Raw genomic sequence first — 20,429 nt, 5'->3', positions numbered from 1 at the left:
CTTCAACACAATGAGATTAGCCATGACCCAGTCTAAAACCGCTCTGCTATTAATTGACGTTCAAGCCTCCTTCCCCGCCCGCGATTATTGGGTAGAATCACTAGCGCAAGCATGGCGCCCCAAGCAACGGGCGATGCTAGACGCGGCGCAGGCAAATAACATACCTGTTGTGCGCATTTTTCATGAAGAACCTGGTAGCCAAGGCGCTTTTGACCCCGCTAATGGCCTAATTCGCCCGCTTGATGGTTTTGACGATGAAGCGGCGGTGACCTTCCATAAGCGTGTTCATAATGCATTCAGCGATACTGAGCTTGAAAATTGGTTACGCGAACGCGACATTACGCAACTTGCGATTAGCGGTATTCGCACAGAACAGTGCTGCGAGACAACCACCCGGGTAGCGTCAGATTTAGGCTTCAGCGTTGATTTTGTCAGCGATGCAACGCTAACGTTTCCTATGACGCGTAACGGCATTACATGGTCAGCCGATGATATTAAGGCACGTACTGAACTGGTACTTGAAGACCGTTTTGCGCGTATTATCAGCACACAAGACTTGATCAATGAGTGGCAAAACACGCGTGAGTGAAGAGCAACAAAACAGTCAACCGCTCTCCCAAAGAGCCAACACCCTGCGGATTGCGGTATTGATGATGCCTGGCCAAGTGCCGCTTGACTTGGTCGGGCCTCTTCAAGTCTTGCAGTGTGCCGACCGGCTTTCAATCGATGTTGAGGTTTGCTATGTCGGCCCAAAGACCGCTATGCCGTGGTTAGGACCGCTGACGCTTAGTGGCATTGACCCGTTACCCGAACAGCTGCTCCCTCAACAGCTACTGCTAATTCCAGGACAGTATCGCAATAGCGTTGAGCCATTGGCTCAGCAAGAGTGTGTTAGTTGGCTTAAGGCAAACGCATGCTATGCGGAAACGCTGATGACGGTTTGCTCCGGAACGCTGTTACTAGCTGACGCAGGCTTGCTGGAGGGGCGACGCTGCACCACGCATCACACATTAATCGAGCAGTTACAGACCAAAGCGCCAAAGGCCAAGGTGCAAAGCGATTGTATTTTTATTGAAGATGGCCGCTATTTAACCAGCGCTGGGATTTCAACCGGTATAGATACCATGCTCTACTGGCTTACCCGCGCTTGCGGTCATTCATTAGCGCTAGCGGTGGCGCGAGAGATGGTGCTATATCTTCGCCGCAGTGGACAGGAACCCCAGTTGGGAGCCTGGCTTGAGGGCCGCAATCATGTGGATGAACGGCTGCATCGCGTTCAAGATGCAATATGTGCCGCCCCCTCGCAAACCTGGCGTATTGAAACATTAGCGACTCAAGCAGCCATGAGTGAGCGCCATTTTCGACGTCGGTTCAAAAGCCTCACCGGCATGCTGGTGGGTGAATACATTATGGGATTGCGCTTGCAACGCGCTAAAACATTAATGACCGAGACGCCATGGACGCTAGCAAGGGTTGCCGAAGCATCCGGATTCGGTGATGAACGGCAACTAAGGCGTATCTGGGCTCGCCACGAGAAAGTATCACCAAGTGTATGGCGCCGGGCTAGTTCTCAAAAGCTGCTGGATTTAGGCAATACAAGCTACCATTAGGAAAACATATCGCTGGTTGCCCCCATGACCGATCTTATCCTGCCAAGCCACGCTAACTACCTCAATTTTCGGCATCGCCTACCTGATCAGCGGTTAGCCCCGTGGGTACAGTGCCTTTGGTCAATGGGTGGCTCAGGGGATGTTACTGAACCCAGAACCGAAAAATTCTATCCCGATGCTGGCGCTAGTCTCAGTATCAAGCTAGCTAGTTCTCACCCCATCATTACGCTCTGTTTTAACAGGCGAACGCTAATAGAAACACTCGACGCCCACACTCCCTGTCTGGGGATTCGCTTTAAAGCAACAGGCGTTCACTGCCTGTTAGGCTTACTACCCGAAGCATTCGCAGATAAACCGCAGCGCTTAGATAACGAACTTGAAACACCGGCGTTACAAGGGTTAATGCCCGTAGCGGAGCACCTCTACCGCCTGGACGCACAGCAGGGTTTACGCCTGTTAGAAACATGGTTGTTACACCGGCTAAAGAGCCAGTCACTCGTCAATAGCCGCACCCTCAGGATTGTTCAAGCGATTGGGGAACTAAAGCATCCCCCTCAACAGTTAGGCGCCACACTAGGGGTGACTAGGCGCACCCTGGAACGCAAATTAAAGCGCGAGGTGGGCGTTACGCCAGGCCAATTAGTCGCCTATGCCCGGCTAGACCGTGCCCGTCATAGGCTACTTGAAACCGCGCTTCCCCTAGCGGAAATAGCCCTACAATGCGGCTACTATGACCAAGCTCACTTCACTCATGCCTTTCAATCACTCGCCTATGAAACGCCCGCCGCCTATCGCAAGCGTAAACTGTCGCAAATTTACAAGGCGTAAAAAAACCTCGACGTTAAGCTGAGCTCTCAACTTACTCACCGAGGTCACTCACATGTCTACTCGTCTATCTCAGCAGTCAGTGTATCGCCTTGTCCCACGCCTAGCTAAGCACCTAACTGCATTAGGCAATGTTGCTGTAGATTCAACGCTTAATCGCACCATCGTTCACTTAGTCAACCTGCGTGTTTCGCAAATTAATCACTGCTGCTTTTGCCAACACATGCATTCCCAAGAGGCCAGAGACGATGGCGAGCATCAGGTTCGCCTAGACGTATTACCTGCCTGGCGGGAAGCATCCTGCTTTAGCACACAAGAACGCGCCGCACTCGCCTGGGCCGAAGCACTCACACTCATCAGCCAACAGCCCTCCATCAGCGACGACACCTATCAAAACGCGTTAACTGCCTTTGGTGAGCAGGGGCTAATTGACCTAACTGCCATTATTGTTCAAATCAACAGCTGGAATCGGATATCGGTGGGCTTTCAGTTTGCACCGGACATCCGTATCTAAGCCACCTTAGATACTTGACAATAAAATTTCAGATGGGTAAATAAAATGAACAGTGTGACGAAACAGCGTCAACAGCTACCTAATATTCTGGGTCTCTTATCCAGCTTATGTTTTTTCTTTGGCAGTCTTTTATTCCTACCCGACAGCGCTTTCTATGCAACCGTAGGCGTATGGTGTTTTGTGATGGGTTCACTCATCATGTTTATTATTTACGCAATGAGTATTAAAAATACGGGCAAAAGCACGTCTAGTTGAGCCAACACCCGACGCTTCTATAGCCGCTAGGGTTTTAGCTACCTAGCGGCTTATAAATGGCCATGTGGCCAGCCTCCTTATGCATGCTCGCTAGCACTTCCAGTTCTCAGTATTCGGCATAACCATCAAACGCTCGCCGCGTTCACAGCATTGCTTTGTAATGCATACCATTGCTGCGGCGCTAACCGGTACAACCTCACTGGGCGACCGTGGAATTCGATAGTGTCAAACTGACTAAACCCTGCCTTCTCTGCGACCTTAAGCGACGCACCATTGTCAGGCTCGATAATAACCACCACGGAAGCGAGTTGCTTTTGACTAAATGCCACACTGAGTACCGCTTGCACTGCTTCAGTCGCCAAGCCCATGCCCCAGTATTGTTTAGCCAGTCGATAACCCAGCCCGATTTCTTCTACACTATTAACCTCTTCGGGGCTAACACCGCAAAAGCCAACAAGCTTATCTGTTCCCTTCTCAATCAAAGCCCACGGCCCAACACTGTGAGATATATAGCACTCCAAACACCAGTCGATAAATCGCCGCGTTGCGGCTTCATCACAAACGCCTCGGATCGAGTGCTTCATGACGTCAGGATCACTGAGGATCTTGGTCAATTCGGGAACATCGTTTAAGGACAACGTTCGTATAACCAGACGCTCCGTTTCACAAATTTGCACCATTTTCTCCTTGTGCACGATGCCCAAAGCCGCTGTTGCTGAGGTACTGCTTAGGCAGCCTTGAAAATCAACTTACCTTGTATTTCGTTTGAATAAAATTGTTTGGAAATGCGATCGCTTCGGCCTCTTCAAGCCTAATCTGTTGGTTAAGGCTTCCAAAAAGAGCTATACCGCCACCTAAAAGAATAGGTGCTTTTGTAATGGTCATTTCATCAATAAGCCCAAGATTGAGAAACGAGGTTATGGTTGAACCACCATCTATATAGGCATGTTCAAACCCTTTACTTTCTAGGTCAGACATTAAGTCCTGAACCTCACCAGCGTACATTTCTAGCTTGCCTTGCAGGTTTTCAGGAGGCTCGCTGATTGAATGGCTAAGCACGACAATATGAAGGCCACCATAGGGCCATTGGTCAGGCGCTAAATTCATACTCGAAATAACGTCCATGCACTTACGCCCCATCACCATACAATCAACGGAGTCAATAAATCTCTGAAAGCCCATGTCTGGGTTCTCACGCATATCTGCCTCTAAGTTGCCAGCGGTATGAAGCCAGTCAACGCCCCCGTCTGGGGTCGCAATATATCCGTCAGCACTTGTTGCTATATAGACAGAACACTTCATAAACATCCCCGTAATTTACAAACCATGACCAAGTGCCAACTTAATGTGTGTAGAGAACTTTTCGGGACTTTCTTGGGGCAACATATGCCCCTCGCCAGCAACTTCGTTAATCACAGAGTTGGCTAATAAATGAGCGGTTTGTTGGGCAACAAGCCTAAACATATCACGCGTTTCCGCCCCATAACCTATAACGATTGGAGCACTGATTTTGGAGACCAACTCAGCGTTTATGGCTGGCTGCTCTTGTTGATTCAGTTGATGGGTTAACGTGTACGCTTTAGATATCTGCAACGCTTGGATACTTTCGTCCTGAGTAGAAAAATAACCTTTTCTATTGCCTGAACCGTCAATTAGGTGCTCAACCGCTAATTGCATATTTCCAGCATGAAAATTTTCAAAAACCGGACTAAACATGGCGTTGGCATCCGACTGCCAAGCATCCATTTTCTCTCCTTGTAAACAGCCTGGATAACCAGGCTCGTACAGGAACACGTTGGACAACGCTAAGTCATGTGTCACCAGCATATTAATGATGACATCCGCCCCGTAAGACCAACCAACAATATTAATGGGTTTATCTTTCGCCAAGCTCGACAGTAGTTCAGCTAAATCATTGGCATGCGTGTTGAGGCCAAAACCACCTGAGCAAGGTTTACCAAAGTGCCTCAAAGTAACAGAAACCACCTCATAGTCACCTTTCAGGTATTCAATATGAGGAAGCCACATAGCACCATCGGTGAGCGCCCCATGAACCAGTACTAAGTATTCACCGGTTCCCTCTTGAAAATAGTCCATTACAGTCATTCCTAATTCGGTAGCAAGCTTCCCCTGTACTCCAACTAGCACGGGATTGAGAACAAAACAGCACCACCACAGATTGCAATAACATTCGGGTGGCAATCACTGTGACCTGCATGCAGAAAGCGTAATCCTAGCGATTCCAGCGATATTCCATTTGTCGCGCTGTTTTCTCCGCAAGCTCGGGGCTGCGTAACTTGGCGACCAAGTGTAAGCACATATCGATCCCCGCAGAGATGCCACCTGAACTAATGACACCGCCATCGTCTACCCAGCGCACGTCCTCCACCACATCAAGCTGCGGAAACTGAGCTTGTAAATCACGTTGGTCGTCCCAGTGAGTAGTTACTCTGCCTTTCAGGCTAGGCTGAGCATTAGCAACTAAGAAGATGCCGGTACACACTGTGGCCACCTGCTGCACTATGGCTGCTTGATGTGCAATCCAGGCCTTTACCTTTTCGTTTGCCATTTCACCCGTGTGCACACCACCGACAATAATCAATACATCGATAGGCGGGTGATTATCGATGGTGGCATTTGGCAACACCTGGTATCCCGCCCGGGCAGTTACTGGGCCGTCTTTTTCAGCAATTAAAAACACTGAAAACGGCGCGTCTTCATCACTGACGCGGCTGGCCGTGGTAAAAACTTCAAAAGGGCCCGAGAAATCGAGTACTTCTGCCTGGTCATAGATATAGATGCCAATGTTCATTTGAGGACGTCCTTAGAATCTAAGTCTGCTATTTGCCAACAGTTAAGAGTAAAGCCACCACTGCTCACCATGCGTTACAACGCGCACAGTTCAACACTCATTAAATTAGCTGGTGTTAAACATTTACTACCAACTTTGGCCAAGTTTGAAGCCACCGCTTGTTGTATACCCGAGCTTCAAAATCCGTTCGTTTTGGCCGTTTTGAATTTAATGTAATGGTGTAGCCAAACAGTGGCTCAACGCCAAAAGGAGCCACAATTATTACCTCTCCGCTATCATCCAACGCAGCGCCTACAGCAGTTTCTACTTCTACCCAGAAACTCATGGCATCTTCGGTTGACGTATACGGATAATCGCCATTGCGCGCGTGCATTCTTGCTTGGTTCTTTACTGACCAGGGAAAGGTTGAGACACCCATTAACCTTTGCTGAATCTCACGATCACGAAAATCACTTACGTCGTTCGCATCGAAGTAAATTAAATCAATGTCGTTCAATGGCGTACTCGCTGCAAAGCCATGCAGCTTGTCCCACACCAAATTTCTAACGAACCCAGCAGCGAGACACCAACCCGGCAACTTCTGTGCAGCCGCTATAGTCAGCGCCTCCATGCGATCAGGATCACTCATTATCCATTGCTTGATCAGCGCTTCATGATCCATCTCTATACCTTACTTATGACCTGTTTAAGCAGCCGCAGGCGACCACTTAACAATAACACTCCATGACTAACTCAGGATGGCCTGTTTGTTTATCAACTTGCTCACCTAATGAAATAAACCCCTGCTTTTTATAAAAGTTGATACTTGGAGTATTTTCCTGGTAGACCGATAGTTGCAAGCACTCCCTTCTACTCTTGGCATCATCAAGCATAGCTGCTCCCACACCTCGCCCCTGCAAGCTTGGCGACACAAAAACGGCAGCCAGTGTATTTCCGTATAAACTGTAGAAGCCAGCAATCTGATTGTCAGACTCAAACACAAAAGTTTCCGAGGCAGGGATATAAACATCGCGCATTTCGTTAACCTTTGACGCCCAAAACTCCGCTTCAACAAAAGCGTGCGCTTTAATCGATGCTGAAAGCCAGATCTCCAAAATCTGGTCAATATCCGTCTCTCGGCATTTACGAATCATCTAAATGTTCCTTATTGATGGTCAGATGAGCATACAATAGCTTGTTTTTATTCGCTATTCTTGGGTTCCTTCTGACTTATTCCTCCTCCTGCGCTACCCCGCGCTACGATTTAGCTATTGATTGAATTAGCCAGTGTTTTATTGCGTGGTAAGCGTAACTCATCCGCAAGGGCGGTCTGGCTGAGCATCGCGGTTTAAATTTCGCTCGGCTGGGATGTCGCTCAGGTACTCGACAAACTCCACTTCAAAACCCGCCGGATCAACAAAATAGACATTTTTCCGAAACGGCTCTATAGCGCCAGGTTTGGCGATGGCATAGCCCACTTTATTGAGCCTGGCGACAACGGCATCAAGGTTATCGACCACATATGCAAAATGAGCCAGCCCAACGGAGTGACCTTTCAAATCGCGGTTCTCCCCTTCGCCGTGATCGCTTAACGCCAAGTAATTTTCATCGTCACCAAAGTTCACCCATTTACGCGGTTTGCCATACCACTCGCCATGACCTTCGTCCCGCACCCGCCAGTGTGGAAAAACTGCCCGATAAAAATCCAACATGGCATCCATATCAGTAACCACCAGATTAACGTGTTCTAAGTACATAAGAGACTCCTTGCGTTAAGTGAGATGCCAGGGTAAAACCTCAACTTAAGTTGAGGTAAAGTGGTTTGTAGAAAAAAATGGCAAAAAAAATATGAGGTGAGTAATGGCAGAAGCAATTTGGAGTGTTGGCAAGGTTGCCAAGCGCTGCGGCATTAAAGTAAGCACCCTGCACTTTTACGAGCAGCAAGGGCTGATCCACAGCTGGCGTAATGCAGGCAATCAGCGGCGTTATAAACCAGAAGTGCTAAGGCGAATTTCGGTGATAAAAGCAGCACAGAGAGTTGGCGTCAGCCTGGAGGAAATAAAGCAGGCCTTTGAATCATTACCGAATAACCGCACGCCAACAGTTGAAGACTGGCAGCAGCTTTCGAAAAACTGGCAGCAGATGCTTGATGGCCGAATTGCTTACCTGCAAAAACTGCGCGATAACCTAGCGGGATGTATCGGCTGTGGCTGCCTAAGCATGACTAGTTGCCCGCTCTATAACCCCGACGACAAACTGGCTAAATCAGGTAGCGGCCCTGTACTCCTGGATCAGGCAGAGCAGAAAGCCAGAACCCGACAAGAACCAAACGTGTAATGAACCGGAGGCCTCTCGCTACCCTCGAACTGCCAAGCATGCACATCATAACCATTAAGATTATAATCACTGGCTAAGCCAGACCCACTTTACTATCGAACTACAAGCCTCGGGCCTATTACTGTGAGCATCCCCCATCGAAGTGAAAAAAGCCAAGCTAGGCCTGTTCGCAAAGGCCTGCACCCGAGGAATCGACACAACCAAGGCTATGACTTCCCGGCTCTCGTAACAAGCCACCCAGCACTAGCCTCCCATGTAAAACCGAACGCGCATGGCGACCTTTCCATCGATTTCGCAGATCCATTGGCAGTAAAAACGCTCAACGCTGCGCTATTAAACCGGCACTACAACATTGTCGATTGGGATATTCCAGAGGGCGCGCTTTGCCCGCCAATCCCAGGCAGAGCTGACTATATCCATTACATGGCTGACTTGCTGGAGATTGGGCCTGGGCTAGAACAGCGCAGTATCAAGCTGCTCGATATCGGCACGGGAGCAAATGGAATCTACCCAATACTGGCCTGCCAAATTTATGGTTGGCAGTGTGTCGGTAGCGATATTAACCCGCAGTCGCTTGAGAACGTAGTCACGATTATCGCCAACAACCCCACACTCAAAGAACGCTTCACGCTGCGCACGCAGCACGATAAAAACCACATTTTTGAAGGGATCATTCAAACTGGGGAGTTCTTTGATGTCAGCGTATGCAACCCACCTTTCCATGCTTCACTTGATGAAGCACTTAAAGGTAGCCGGCTTAAACTCAATAACCTCGCTCGTAGTCGCGGTGAACAAAAGGCAAAAAACCAATCTCCCACTTTGAATTTTGGCGGGTTAGGAGCTGAGCTTTGGTGTAAGGGGGGCGAACAGCTGTTTCTTAAAAAGCTAATAAAAGAAAGCAAGGTGTATTCAACTCAATGCCGCTGGTTTACTAGCCTAGTTTCAAAAACTGACAATGTTAAGCCTGCCAAGAAGTTGATTGGTAAGCTCGGTGCAGTTGATATACGGGAAATAGAGATGAAGCAGGGAAGCAAGATTACGAGAGTATTGGCCTGGACATTCATCTAAGCCGCCCAGGCGATTTATGTTTGTAGGCAGCCTGCGGTAGTCGGTACTAAACACCAAACCAATACGAATTTGATGGTTTGGTGTCGTATGGGCGATTCAAGTTAGGATGCGTTAGCGACACCTGAAGACAGTATGACTTAGCGCCTCGAACACATCCTGGCAAATCTCCTTGAAGGTGCACGACAATTAAGCCGCAATCGCCGTGCTTCCTCAGGCCTATGCTACTAATCAACGACAAACAATTTAGCCCCTTGCTTTGTCGAAGAGCGATGAAGTTCGGCATTATCGGCAACTTGGTAGCTCGAACCAGGCGTGAGAACAAAGCAGCGTCCATCGTCGAGTTCAGTATGAAGTTCACCTTCAAGGCAGAGCAATATGTGGCCTTTAGCACACCAATGATCCGCCAGATAGCCAGGGCTATATTCAACCATACGCACCCGAATATCCCCAAAATTTTGGGTCTTCCAATAAGCAACGCCACTTTCTCCGGAATGCTCCGTCGGCTTAACTTCAGACCAATCTGTGACCCCAAAAGGTAAATCTGTAATGTTCAAACGGCATCTCCATAAGTAGATAACAGCAATTATTCCAGCGTGGGCCTAGTTGGTATCGAACTAAAGCAAAGCGGCTCTCTGCGATTAACTCAGATCACCGCTCTATCAGCCAAGGAATTTTTCTTAGCCAATCCTTCGGTGCCTCACTATTGATGAACTTTGTCAGCTCCGGCTATAGATACACATTTGTGATTTCCAATTTTATGCATTGCCTACGAATCATCAGTCGCGCCAGCGGTCAGATGTATTGATCAGCCATCCACGTATGGACTCAGCGACGTCTTGGGTCATGGGTCGGCCATCTTGGTCAGATAAACTATGATCCATCTCGGGGTAGGCCATCAGCTCGATATTGAATTTACCTAAGTCGTGAAGATTTTCGACTAACTCAGCGACTGCCTCAGGTGAAACAGACTCATCGCTCCCGCCCTGCACAATTAATGCGGGTATCTCTACACGGCTCAAAACAGATTCTTGATCAATCGAAAGCATGCTTCGCCACCATGCGTATCCATGGTTACTGACGTCTATATCCAACCTTTCGTTGCTGCTTAGGATATGCTCTGCAAAGCCGTTGAACCCCTCTATTGCGGATACCACCGCGCTTTCTGGCTCGGTCAACTTAATGTTATGGTTCACATCATCAATAAACCATCGACCGCCCCCATTAATCATAATGACCGCGTCTGCCGTGTCGTACTCGGCTGCATACAAAGCGGCAACCACGGCTCCTTCGCTTCCTCCCAGAGCAATGACATTTTTGTAGCTGCCATCGCTTACCATGTCAGATACTACCGTATTGGCATCCTGAACTCGTTGCTCTGGCCTATCGTTCTCTAGGTAATAAGCGGGACAATCGGGTCTCTCTGCATTTGTATCGCGAGGCAAATCAGATGTGATTCCCGGCTTTTCAATCAGCAATAAATCCGCCGCTGGCCAAGCAGCGTGAGACAGCTCTCTGATAAGATTGTTATGCTTGACACTATTACAGTCAGACCCTTGGAAAGATACTAGAAGCGTATCTGATGAAAGGTTATCGGATGCAACTTCTAGATAATAGTCAATGACGCTGCCATCCGCTCTTTTAAGTGATGAGACAGCATCGTTTTCATTTGCCACAGCACTTGTAAGCCCGAAGAAGAAACAACCTACGACAAATGTAGCCGTAAAATACTTCTTTCTTTTTGCTAATACCCGATGCATCCGCTGGTTATGTATTTTTATAAGATTGACCATTTTAAAACCACGCCAACTAAGTGAATTGAACCAAAAACTAAGCAAATAACCGAGCTCCATAGCCAAAAAGCGGTGCTATTTTGCTTTATCTGAGGGTGATTAGTGATAAATGGAGCAATTAAGCCGCCTAAGCCTCGAAGTAAATAAATAGTTGTTATTGCGCACAAGGCTAATTTTAAAAAAGGCATGCTAGGTAACAGTCCCGCGCCAGACCACGCATAACAGCCCCAAATAATTAAAACTGAGGCAATCCCAAGTGTTATGACTGTTGGCCGCAAAGAGCGCTTCTCAGCCATTAGTGCCATTGCTTCCCCTGCACCAAAAAAACGATACCAGTCTGGGCCACCAATGACGACACCGACATGCAGCGCCGCTGCTAAAAAGCTCAATGAGCCAGCAACGATTAATAGTTCAAAACTCACAAAATATGTCTCCATTGTTCATGACTACTGCCTTTACACCCTAGCCCCATGTTCCGTTAGACTCTGCACTGCACATACTTTCTCTAAGCTGAACAACGCGCGACACTGCCTCCCAAGCCAGCTCTTATCGACCATTAGCAATACAGTTTATGGTAAATTTTGCGCACATTTCCAGAATAATTAGTTTTTAATTCTATTCCCTCGCTGCACACTCGATTTTGTCTATACACTCGATATTAGTTGACTCATAACACTGCACTGCTAACCCTCATCGGCTTTTCTAGCTAGCCAGAGAACAGCGCAAGGACTCCCTACAGTTGTCTCTAGCCAAGCTAACCCCTTCATAGTACGAATTAAAGCCTAAACTGATAAGTGCCACTACGAGCCGACGTCGCGGTTGACCCAAACAACTATTAGTAAGTTAAGAGTCTCACTTAAGAATTATTAGTCAATCGAATTAAAAAATTACAATACGCAAAGAAAAAAAACATCAAATTTTAAGGTTATTGCTATGTTAAATAAAGTGAACCTTCAGGTGTCCATGCGTAGGGAGTAGATAAATGTCACAACAATTTGATGAGCTTGCCGCCTTATATGAAAAAATGGCCGAATGGCCATTTCGAAAGTACTGCGAGATACCCTCCACTATTGAAGCTCTAGGAGATATTAGCGGGCTCTCTATTCTTGATTTCGGCTGTGGTAGTGTGAATCGCCCCGGATATTTTAGACACCCGTTAGGCTCTTAAAGTAACGCCTTTCATAATCAACCGGTGACAAGTTATCACTTGTGCCGTGTCGGCGCTTTGGGTTGTAAAACATTTCAATGTAATTGAACACGTCACGTCTAGCCGCTTCGCGTGTTGAATAAATCTGTCGCTTGATTCGCTCCCGCTTGAGAAGTTGAAAGAAGCTTTCAGCAACGGCGTTGTCATGACAGTTACCACGTCGGCTCATACTGCCTACCAAGCAATTCGCTTTCAGAAAGCTTTGCCAGTCTCCACTGCTAAACTGGCTCCCTTGATCCGAATGCACCATCACCGTTCCTTGTGGCTTGCGTCGCCAGACTGCTGATAACAAAGCATCCAGTGCCAACTCCGTAGTCATGCGTGACTTCATCGACCAGCCAATCACTTGACGGGAAAACAGGTCGATAACTACCGATAGGTAAAGCCAGCCTTCGTAAGTGCGGATGTACGTGATGTCCGTCACCCAAGCAATATTTGGCGCTGTTACTTCAAACTGACGGTCTAAATGGTTAGGGGATACGGCAGCCGGTTTCCCATCGCCATAGCCGCCAGGGCGTCGTCGATAGCCCGTCTGAGAGCGTAAACCTTCCCTATTCATAAGACGCGCCACACGGTGCTTCCCACAAGCTTCGCCAGCTTCACGCAAGTCCTGGTAGACCTTGCGATAGCCATATACACCGCCGCTTTCAAGCCAGGAGTGCTTGATCAATCCCAGCAAGCGCTCATCTTCCCGCGCTCGATTAGAGAGCGCTTTTTTACACCATGCGTAGTAACCGCTGGGGTGCACTGCCATCATCTGACACAAGCGACGTACCGAATATTGGCTCGAATAATTTTGAATAAACGCGTACCTCAGTCGGACTCCCTGGCGAAGTACGCGGTGGCCTTCCTAAGAAACCCGCTGTCTGGGGTCTGCTATGGGGGCCAATTCAAAGCCTAATGATTGCGCACGGCGTTGTAAGTTGCGAACAATACGTTGATGGTAACGTTCCTCATAGTAGTCAGCACCAGGGTCTTGATAAACCCAGCCGTAGCGCAGGACGTTGTAGAATAAAACGGCAATTTTCCTTGCTGTCGCAGTGACAGCTTTGGCCTTGCCTAGGCGACTCGCCAATCGGCGGTAAAAAGCACCAAGGCCTGTTTGAGAGCGCCCAATCGTGGTAGCCGCCAGACGCAGCAAGGCAGCTGCTCGATTCTTGGTTCGTCGGGTTCTTGACGATAGCACTTTGCCACCAGAAATCTTGCTTCCCGGTGACAACGCTAGCCAAGAGGTAAAGTGCTTGACCGTGGGCCAGCGACTCATATCGGTGCCACACTCGCTAATTAGCTTGAGTACCAAGTAGGGTCCAAGGCCATGAATCTGGGTTAGGTCAATGCCCAGCACCTGAAATAGAGCACTGCGTACATCGAATGCCGGTGCATTAGGGTTGGCATCCCGATGCCGAGCAGCAGGCAGCGAGCTTTCCGGCATTGGCGTTGCAAGTGAAAGCCGTTTGAGAGTCGCTTCAATAAACTGATCGCATTCGGCGACATGCTCATGGTAGGTGTCGTACAAGGAGAGCGACTGACGCAGTGCGAGTAGATGTTCCTCGCGGTAGTGGCCCTCCAAGCTTTGACGAATTGTTTCCTCGCTGGCTTTACAGCGCGGATCACGAAAGGAGGCTAGTACAACGGAGTCATGCTGCCCCTGGGCAATAGCGCGCAGAATCCGCATCCCTGTTTTACCGGTGATATCGGACACAACATGATGAAGTTGCAAGTTCATCTCCATCAATGCTTTCTGCATATGCTGAATATGAGAGGCACAATATTCCAGTAACCGTTCCCGCTGGCGTAGTAACGCTCGTAGACTGGCAAGCTCTTGAGTCGGACGAAAGCTGCCACGTAGCAGGCCATAGGAATGCAAGCGTTGCAGCCACTGAGCATCGTTGATATCTGTCTTACGCCCTGGGACATTCTTGGCCTCACGGGCATTGACCAAAATCACGTCAAAACCGCGTTCTTCCAAGAGTTCGTAAACGGGGATCCAATACACCCCTGTCGATTCCATTGCGATGGTCACGATGTTCTTTTCCGCTAACCAATCAGCTAGGCGACGCAAATCGCCCGTAAAGGTATCAAAACGTCGTACCGGTTGCGGATCCCGATCAGGGGGGATCGCTACAACATGAAAACGTGAACCAATATCTATCGCTGCGGCATTAGGGTGGACGACTTGTAGCTTGTCCCGTTGATGCGTGGAACGGGAGGATTGACGAGCCATGACAGCATCTCCTCAGCAACCGTAAATGACGGAAGGACCAGAGGAGGTGGCGTTGATAACATCTACCTTCCTAACCGGGATCACCTCAAACGGTGTCGCCACTTTCAAGTCCAGAACGCCACCCGAGCCACGTTTTTTAACGGGGTCGACCACCAAAAAGCCAACGGCTGCGCCCCTGGCACCCAAGCTGAGTATAGTGCGCCGTCGGGTTTCTGTACCTACAAGCGGGTGCCAACCCATAACGGTTTTTTAATATGTCTCGCTCTTCTAATACGCGTTTGAGTTCGGCCTTCAAACGACGGTTTTCAGCTTGGAGATCATCATCCTCTTGCCGTTGTTCTACCGGCTTATCGTATCGCTTAATCCAGTTGTACAGGCTGTGACCTGACACGCCTAGCCGCTCAGCGACCTCGGCCACGCGATGGCCGCGCTCTACCACTTGTTTGACGGCTTCGATTTTGAATTCTTCAGTGTAGCGGGGATGGCTCATGGTTCCTCCTAGATACCTTTAGTATAGGGCCTGGAGGTGTCTATGAAACCTGGGGCGATTCACCCCTCAAACCTGCAGCTTACGGCAAACGCCCATATTAGCTGCCAGCACGTGCTAAATACGCTTTTGCGCATTCACCTACAAAGCGTCGACCGGGATTATCACCCGCTATCCAGTTCTCAACAGGAAAAAGATCAAACAGGCCAACCTTCACAAGCGTTGGAACGGCAAGTTCAAGCTCTTTTTCTACTTGGCCTCGCTCGCCAGCGTTATAAAGATTAATGTTATATAGCATCGTTGCAACCGTTCCCGTCTGAACCTTACTGCCATCTTTGAGATGAACGGAAGGAAGCACTTCCCCACCGCTAACGACTTTCTGATTTACAGCGGCCAACTGTTCCGTATTTTCGACACTGTTTTTCATTAGCACTCTCCTTCTTTCAAACAGATCTTCTTTTAAGCAGCTCTACTTTCAAACAGCTCTTCTCTCAAGTAGCTAAGGCCACGTTAAGATGTGAACAACCTACCATTTTAGCTAGATCATTGTGCCGTAACCACTTAAGCCAATTCAAAACTAAAACGCCAAGCATTGATAATGAACTTCTAAACGCCTTATTAGAGCAAGGAGATTAGGAATCTCTATAATCTGAATCGAGCATAGAATAGAAATATTCATCCCACCATACTCCCTCACCTTTCGGAATGCATTGCCTAAAATAACCTTCCCTAACCATGCCCAGTTTTTCCATCAAAAGATATGAAGCCGGATTTTCTGGTTGGGCAGTCGCCACTACACGGTGAAGGCCAAGTTTAGTGAAACCATGGTTTAGCACACAAGAAGCCGCTTCATAAGCAATGCCTTGCTTTTGGTACTTGGGATTAACGATCCAGCCGATTTCATAGGTATGATCTCCAAACCAAGCATAAAACTCAATATGACCAACCAACCTTTTTTCCTGTTTTTTTAATATGTCTCGCTCTTCTAATACGCGTTTGAGTTCGGCCTTCAAACGACGGTTTTCAGCTTGGAGATCATCATCCTCTTGCCGTTGTTCTACCGGCTTATCGTATCGCTTAATCCAGTTGTACAGGCTGTGACCTGACACGCCTAGCCGCTCAGCGACCTCGGCCACGCGATGGCCGCGCTCTACCACTTGTTTGACGGCTTCGATTTTGAATTCTTCAGTGTAGCGGGGATGGCTCATGGTTCCTCCTAGATACCTTTAGTATAGGGCCTGGAGGTGTCTATGAAACCTGGGGCGATTCACCCCTCAAACCTGCAGCTTACGGCAAACGCCCATATTAGCTGCCAGCACGTGCTAAATACGCTTTTGCGCATTCACCTACAAAGCGTCGACCGGGATTATCACCCGCTATCCAGTTCTCAACAGGAAAAAGATCAAACAGGCCAACCTTCACAAGCGTTGGAACGGCAAGTTCAAGCTCTTTTTCTACTTGGCCTCGCTCGCCAGCGTTATAAAGATTAATGTTATATAGCATCGTTGCAACCGTTCCCGTCTGAACCTTACTGCCATCTTTGAGATGAACGGAAGGAAGCACTTCCCCACCGCTAACGACTTTCTGATTTACAGCGGCCAACTGTTCCGTATTTTCGACACTGTTTTTCATTAGCACTCTCCTTCTTTCAAACAGATCTTCTTTTAAGCAGCTCTACTTTCAAACAGCTCTTCTCTCAAGTAGCTAAGGCCACGTTAAGATGTGAACAACCTACCATTTTAGCTAGATCATTGTGCCGTAACCACTTAAGCCAATTCAAAACTAAAACGCCAAGCATTGATAATGAACTTCTAAACGCCTTATTAGAGCAAGGAGATTAGGAATATCTATAATCTGAATCGAGCATAGAATAGAAATATTCATCCCACCATACTCCCTCACCTTTCGGAATGCATTGCCTAAAATAACCTTCCCTAACCATGCCCAGTTTTTCCATCAAAAGATATGAAGCCGGATTTTCTGGCTGGGCAGTCGCCACCACACGGTGAAGGCCAAGTTTAGTGAAACCATGGTTTAGCACACAACAAGCCGCTTCATAAGCAATGCCTTGCTTTTGGTACTTGGGATTAACGATCCAGCCGACTTCATAGGTATGATCTCCAAACCAAGCATAAAACTCAATATGACCAACCAACCTTTTTTCCTGTTTATGGTATATCGCGAAGGCCTTTTCAGTTTCATTAACAAATGATTTAACCGCCTCTTTTGACATTACACCTTCAGCCAAATAATGAGTAGCTTCGGCGTCAGACATATATTCAAAAACATCTTCCACGTCACTAAACAAGAATGGCCGTATGATAAGGTTCTGAGTTTCAATATTCATACAATCCTCAAGTTATAAGTGCGCCCTAATGCCGCTTCAAGCAGTGAGCAACACGACCACCATTATACAGCTGACTGAAACCAAAAAACCGCCAAGCGTTGCGAATCTACCTCGAACACGCTGTTCTGAGGTTTTCTTACCCCATACGGAAACGCCCAAAGTTATTAGCCTCGGGCGTTTCTTCTAGCAAGCTTGGTTACCACAAATCGAGCCTTAAAGTGTCATATGCAGAATTGGAAAGGGTTTTCCCATATCATCAAGGGGTGAGCGTGAAACTACCTTGAACCCCATATGCTCGTAAAAACCAACAGCCTGTGGATTTTGTTCATTGACGTCCACGTTGGTTGCACCTAACTGATCAATTGCATATTTCAGTAGTGCCTTACCAATGCCTTTCCCTCGCGCTTCATTCAAGATGAATAGCATTTCAACCTTTGAATTTTGGGCACCCAAAAAACCTAGAATTGAACCACTTTCACCTTTAACGCACTTCAATGTAACAGCGGGAAAAGCCTGCTCAATGATAATTGGTTTAAAAAACTCAATATCTTCTTCTGATATGAAGTCATGCGTTGCTCGGACTGACTCTTCCCAAACATTAAGCATTTCTGCATAATTTTCAGGAAGCACACTTTCTACAATCATCGTATTTCTCTACTATTGACTTAAATTCATGTGCAGACGCATTTCTCTAGTGACTATTTTTATCCCTCTCTCCCCTCGAACACCCTCACCCGTCACTCGGTGAATTGCCTGGCTCCTCGTTCTCCCGGATGGCGCAGATATCTTCGATATCCACCGGCCGTGCGAGTGTAGATTTATACCGCACCAGATCGTCCTTAAGCATAAGAGGAAGCTCAAGACCCAGTAAATGTACGGTCAGATAGCGAGAAAAATCTATGTTGAGCGGCACCCAGATTCCGTGACTTGCATCGAAAATTTGCGAGCCGTCAGCGTTACCTACCTCCACTTTAATACCTTCATACTTGAACTGAACGTAGGTTAGATCCCAGCCTTCCTCCTGGCGGTGAGCGGCAGCTTTGGATATAAACTGCTGACCGGCCTGAACCACTGACGCAAAGTGCTCGCCGGGGACAAATAGGTCGATGTCATTAAGGTCACGCTCAGAGCCATACCCCTTTGCTGCGAGCCCCCCGCAGATCAGAAAAGGAATACTCCTTTCTCTCAGTAACCCCACAATCCATTGAGCTGCTAAATGATGCACGTCTCCTCCTTTTTCACATACCCTCCTTCAACCTTAACTGAATAGACCACACGATCAGATATTAATTGAATGCGCAGCGCTGCCATCGCGGGTGCCTTATGGCTCGCTTCTCGCCAAGCGTTACGCCGCGCACAAACGTGCCATCGTTTGATTTTGTAGTGCGTGGTAAGCGCAGCGCACCCGCAATTGTGGCTCGAAAATATGCGTGGCTTAAAGCGACTCCGCTGCTATGGTCGGCTGCTTAGTAAAAGCTAATCTACTTAATAAACACTAATAATAATTCAAACGCACCGTGTTCGGAATTTTAAAAGATCATAAAAAACAAAACATACTGCAAAAAATCACCTACTATTCATTCAGTTAATCTCTGCCCTTTGGTCATAAACTGCGCCATTCCGAACAATTACGCTAATTGTTCTATTCGAGTAATGAACGGCTGCTTTTACGCTATACTGCATCATCTTTTATTTTCGACACACCTGACGACCATCTGTCTGAGCACCTCATGCCATTTTCAAAACTAGGCTTATCCCGTCCTCTTGTTCAAGCGATTACCGAACTAGGTTACAAAACGCCAACGCCCATTCAGGAACAAGCGATTCCTACCATTCTTTCGGGCAAAGACTTAATCGCCACCGCACAAACAGGCACAGGCAAAACCGCGGCCTTTGTTCTGCCTCTGTTAGAGCGATTCAGCAAAGCGGAAGCATTACGCGGCAAACGCATACGTGCGCTGATTCTGGTGCCGACCCGTGAGTTAGCGGTTCAGGTCGAAGCCAATGTGGCTCAATACGCTAAACACACGCAATTAACCTCTATGGCGGTGTATGGCGGTGTGGATACCGCGCCTCAAAAAGAGCGGCTAATCGAAGGAGTGGATATTCTGGTCGCCACGCCGGGTAGATTGCTGGATCTGGCGCATCAGCGTGCGCTGCACTTTGATGAACTTCAAGTCATGGTGTTGGACGAAGCGGACAGAATGGTCGATATGGGTTTTGTCGATGATATCCACAAAATCTTAGTACGCCTGCCTGAAAACCGTCAGAACCTACTGTTTTCAGCCACCATGACCGGCGACGTTCGCGCCCTCGCCTACGGTTTTTCAGATAGTAAGATGACCGACCTAGCGGCGGACATCTCCATCTCTCCCAACATTCGCGCCGCCGCCAATATCAAACAGTGGCTAATCACGGTAGACAAGGACACCAAGTCCGCCCTGTTGAGCCACTTGATCAACGAGCAAGCGTGGGATCAGGCGCTTATTTTTGTCGAGAAAAAACACAGTGCAGCCAAACTGGTGGCTCAGCTGGAAAAGCGCGGCATTCAAGCAGACTCCATCCATGGCGGCAGAAGCCAGGCCATGCGCGAGAAGGTGTTAGATCAGTTCAAAACTGGCGAACTGAAGTACCTAGTTGCCACGGGTGTAGCCGCTCGGGGGTTGGATATCGGTGAACTGAGCCGTGTGGTGAATTACGATTTACCTTTTCAGCCAGAAGAGTACATCCACCGTATTGGCCGAACCGGCCGTGCAGGCGCCTCAGGTGAAGCCATCTCTCTTGTCGACATCAGTGACTTTAAAAATCTTTGTGCGATTGAAAAGCGTTTGAAAAATACGATTGAGCGCAAAGAAGTTGAGGGCTTCCCGGTTAAAAAAGCAGTACCCGATTCCAACTTGAACCATGTTAAAAAAAGCAGTCGTTAAGCTTTAACAAAGAAGCTCACCTCTTACAAAAGTGAGCTTCTTGATCA

Annotated in this window: 25 protein-coding genes and 2 pseudogenes; 9 read left to right on the top strand and 18 right to left on the bottom strand. The window is 48.0% G+C overall.

All coding sequences use genetic code 11. The annotated features are described in order from the left end of the window. Positions 1 to 22: 22 nt before the first annotated feature. The 5 genes from J4377_RS07265 to J4377_RS07245 are packed head-to-tail and all read left to right on the top strand — an operon-like array spanning position 23 to position 3,204. Positions 23 to 589 (top strand): isochorismatase family protein, encoded by a 567-nt coding sequence (locus J4377_RS07265; RefSeq protein WP_253487740.1) that lies wholly within the window; start codon positions 23 to 25, stop codon positions 587 to 589. Further along, positions 564 to 1,610 carry a GlxA family transcriptional regulator gene (locus J4377_RS07260; RefSeq protein ID WP_253487738.1) on the top strand — a complete coding sequence of 349 codons (1,047 nt, stop codon included), beginning with the start codon at positions 564 to 566 and terminating at the stop codon, positions 1,608 to 1,610. The genes J4377_RS07265 and J4377_RS07260 overlap by 26 nt, the downstream gene beginning before the upstream one ends. Before the next feature lie 24 nt (positions 1,611 to 1,634). Continuing rightward, positions 1,635 to 2,438 carry a helix-turn-helix domain-containing protein gene (locus J4377_RS07255; RefSeq protein WP_253487736.1) on the top strand — a complete coding sequence of 268 codons (804 nt, stop codon included), beginning with the start codon at positions 1,635 to 1,637 and terminating at the stop codon, positions 2,436 to 2,438. A 52-nt stretch (positions 2,439 to 2,490) separates the two neighbouring features. Beyond that, positions 2,491 to 2,949 (top strand): carboxymuconolactone decarboxylase family protein, encoded by a 459-nt coding sequence (locus tag J4377_RS07250; protein ID WP_253487734.1) that lies wholly within the window; start codon positions 2,491 to 2,493, stop codon positions 2,947 to 2,949. Between the two features lie 45 nt (positions 2,950 to 2,994). Then, a complete protein-coding gene (locus J4377_RS07245; protein ID WP_253487732.1) occupies positions 2,995 to 3,204 on the top strand; it encodes a YrhK family protein in 210 nt (69 codons plus the stop codon). Between the two features lie 125 nt (positions 3,205 to 3,329). On the opposite strand, the gene J4377_RS07240 is transcribed toward J4377_RS07245, so the two are convergent. The 7 genes from J4377_RS07240 to J4377_RS07210 form a co-directional block, all read right to left on the bottom strand. Beyond that, on the bottom strand, positions 3,330 to 3,884 hold the full coding sequence (locus J4377_RS07240) for a GNAT family N-acetyltransferase (RefSeq protein WP_253487730.1): 555 nt from the start codon (positions 3,882 to 3,884) through the stop codon (positions 3,330 to 3,332). 64 nt (positions 3,885 to 3,948) lie between these two features. Then, complete coding sequence (locus J4377_RS07235) at positions 3,949 to 4,506, bottom strand: dihydrofolate reductase family protein (protein WP_253487728.1); 558 nt, start codon at positions 4,504 to 4,506, stop codon at positions 3,949 to 3,951. A 15-nt stretch (positions 4,507 to 4,521) separates the two neighbouring features. Then, the gene (locus tag J4377_RS07230; protein WP_231658407.1) at positions 4,522 to 5,301 is read right to left on the bottom strand and encodes an alpha/beta fold hydrolase; all 780 of its coding nucleotides are present in this window, start codon (positions 5,299 to 5,301) and stop codon (positions 4,522 to 4,524) included. 136 nt (positions 5,302 to 5,437) lie between these two features. Continuing rightward, positions 5,438 to 6,016 carry a DJ-1/PfpI family protein gene (locus tag J4377_RS07225; protein ID WP_253487726.1) on the bottom strand — a complete coding sequence of 193 codons (579 nt, stop codon included), beginning with the start codon at positions 6,014 to 6,016 and terminating at the stop codon, positions 5,438 to 5,440. 115 nt (positions 6,017 to 6,131) lie between these two features. Further along, complete coding sequence (locus J4377_RS07220; RefSeq protein WP_253487724.1) at positions 6,132 to 6,677, bottom strand: nucleotidyltransferase family protein; 546 nt, start codon at positions 6,675 to 6,677, stop codon at positions 6,132 to 6,134. A gap of 46 nt (positions 6,678 to 6,723) precedes the next feature. Then, positions 6,724 to 7,149, bottom strand: coding sequence for an N-acetyltransferase (locus J4377_RS07215; protein WP_198349784.1), 426 nt, complete (start codon positions 7,147 to 7,149; stop codon positions 6,724 to 6,726). A gap of 159 nt (positions 7,150 to 7,308) precedes the next feature. Then, positions 7,309 to 7,752 carry a VOC family protein gene (locus J4377_RS07210; RefSeq protein ID WP_253487722.1) on the bottom strand — a complete coding sequence of 148 codons (444 nt, stop codon included), beginning with the start codon at positions 7,750 to 7,752 and terminating at the stop codon, positions 7,309 to 7,311. 103 nt (positions 7,753 to 7,855) lie between these two features. On the opposite strand from J4377_RS07210, the gene soxR reads away from it, so the two are divergent. Further along, positions 7,856 to 8,332 (top strand): redox-sensitive transcriptional activator SoxR, encoded by a 477-nt coding sequence (gene soxR, locus J4377_RS07205; RefSeq protein ID WP_095604223.1) that lies wholly within the window; start codon positions 7,856 to 7,858, stop codon positions 8,330 to 8,332. A 123-nt stretch (positions 8,333 to 8,455) separates the two neighbouring features. Next, entirely contained in the window at positions 8,456 to 9,400 is a 945-nt protein-coding gene (gene rlmF, locus J4377_RS07200) for a 23S rRNA (adenine(1618)-N(6))-methyltransferase RlmF (RefSeq protein WP_253487721.1), read from the top strand. Between the two features lie 224 nt (positions 9,401 to 9,624). Here rlmF and J4377_RS07195 read toward each other — a convergent pair whose 3' ends face one another. From J4377_RS07195 to J4377_RS07185, 3 genes are all read right to left on the bottom strand, one after another. Next, positions 9,625 to 9,954 carry a DHCW motif cupin fold protein gene (locus J4377_RS07195; RefSeq protein WP_125747185.1) on the bottom strand — a complete coding sequence of 110 codons (330 nt, stop codon included), beginning with the start codon at positions 9,952 to 9,954 and terminating at the stop codon, positions 9,625 to 9,627. Between the two features lie 222 nt (positions 9,955 to 10,176). Next, positions 10,177 to 11,235 (bottom strand): acyl-CoA thioester hydrolase/BAAT C-terminal domain-containing protein, encoded by a 1,059-nt coding sequence (locus J4377_RS07190; RefSeq protein WP_253487713.1) that lies wholly within the window; start codon positions 11,233 to 11,235, stop codon positions 10,177 to 10,179. Then, positions 11,175 to 11,612: a hypothetical protein gene (locus J4377_RS07185; RefSeq protein WP_253487712.1), complete on the bottom strand. Its 438-nt coding sequence runs from the start codon at positions 11,610 to 11,612 to the stop codon at positions 11,175 to 11,177. Before J4377_RS07185 ends, J4377_RS07190 begins: the two co-directional genes overlap by 61 nt. A gap of 560 nt (positions 11,613 to 12,172) precedes the next feature. Between J4377_RS07185 and J4377_RS07180 the strand changes: the two genes are divergently transcribed. Further along, complete coding sequence (locus J4377_RS07180; protein ID WP_253487710.1) at positions 12,173 to 12,358, top strand: hypothetical protein; 186 nt, start codon at positions 12,173 to 12,175, stop codon at positions 12,356 to 12,358. Here the strand turns inward: J4377_RS07180 and J4377_RS18895 are convergent. The 8 genes and pseudogenes from J4377_RS18895 to J4377_RS07135 form a co-directional block, all read right to left on the bottom strand. Further along, positions 12,336 to 14,621 (bottom strand): annotated as a pseudogene (locus J4377_RS18895) (IS3 family transposase). The gene J4377_RS07180 and the pseudogene J4377_RS18895 overlap by 23 nt on opposite strands. A gap of 247 nt (positions 14,622 to 14,868) precedes the next feature. Further along, positions 14,869 to 15,111 (bottom strand): annotated as a pseudogene (locus J4377_RS07165) (transposase); the annotation flags it as partial. A gap of 97 nt (positions 15,112 to 15,208) precedes the next feature. Beyond that, the gene (locus J4377_RS07160; protein WP_253487706.1) at positions 15,209 to 15,535 is read right to left on the bottom strand and encodes a hypothetical protein; all 327 of its coding nucleotides are present in this window, start codon (positions 15,533 to 15,535) and stop codon (positions 15,209 to 15,211) included. 205 nt (positions 15,536 to 15,740) lie between these two features. Then, a complete protein-coding gene (locus J4377_RS07155) occupies positions 15,741 to 16,316 on the bottom strand; it encodes a GNAT family N-acetyltransferase (RefSeq protein ID WP_253487708.1) in 576 nt (191 codons plus the stop codon). Between the two features lie 97 nt (positions 16,317 to 16,413). After that, complete coding sequence (locus tag J4377_RS07150) at positions 16,414 to 16,740, bottom strand: hypothetical protein (protein ID WP_253487706.1); 327 nt, start codon at positions 16,738 to 16,740, stop codon at positions 16,414 to 16,416. 205 nt (positions 16,741 to 16,945) lie between these two features. Beyond that, complete coding sequence (locus J4377_RS07145) at positions 16,946 to 17,455, bottom strand: GNAT family N-acetyltransferase (RefSeq protein WP_253487704.1); 510 nt, start codon at positions 17,453 to 17,455, stop codon at positions 16,946 to 16,948. 213 nt (positions 17,456 to 17,668) lie between these two features. Continuing rightward, complete coding sequence (locus J4377_RS07140) at positions 17,669 to 18,100, bottom strand: GNAT family N-acetyltransferase (RefSeq protein WP_253487702.1); 432 nt, start codon at positions 18,098 to 18,100, stop codon at positions 17,669 to 17,671. 85 nt (positions 18,101 to 18,185) lie between these two features. Continuing rightward, positions 18,186 to 18,680, bottom strand: coding sequence for a nucleotidyltransferase (locus tag J4377_RS07135; protein ID WP_253487700.1), 495 nt, complete (start codon positions 18,678 to 18,680; stop codon positions 18,186 to 18,188). Between the two features lie 505 nt (positions 18,681 to 19,185). On the opposite strand from J4377_RS07135, the gene J4377_RS07130 reads away from it, so the two are divergent. Continuing rightward, positions 19,186 to 20,382: a DEAD/DEAH box helicase gene (locus J4377_RS07130; RefSeq protein ID WP_253487698.1), complete on the top strand. Its 1,197-nt coding sequence runs from the start codon at positions 19,186 to 19,188 to the stop codon at positions 20,380 to 20,382. Positions 20,383 to 20,429: the final 47 nt, after the last annotated feature.

This window comes from Halomonas sp. XH26, assembly GCF_024138895.1.
Taxonomy (GTDB): domain Bacteria; phylum Pseudomonadota; class Gammaproteobacteria; order Pseudomonadales; family Halomonadaceae; genus Vreelandella; species Vreelandella alkaliphila.
This window is presented reverse-complemented; position numbering and strand designations above follow the sequence as displayed.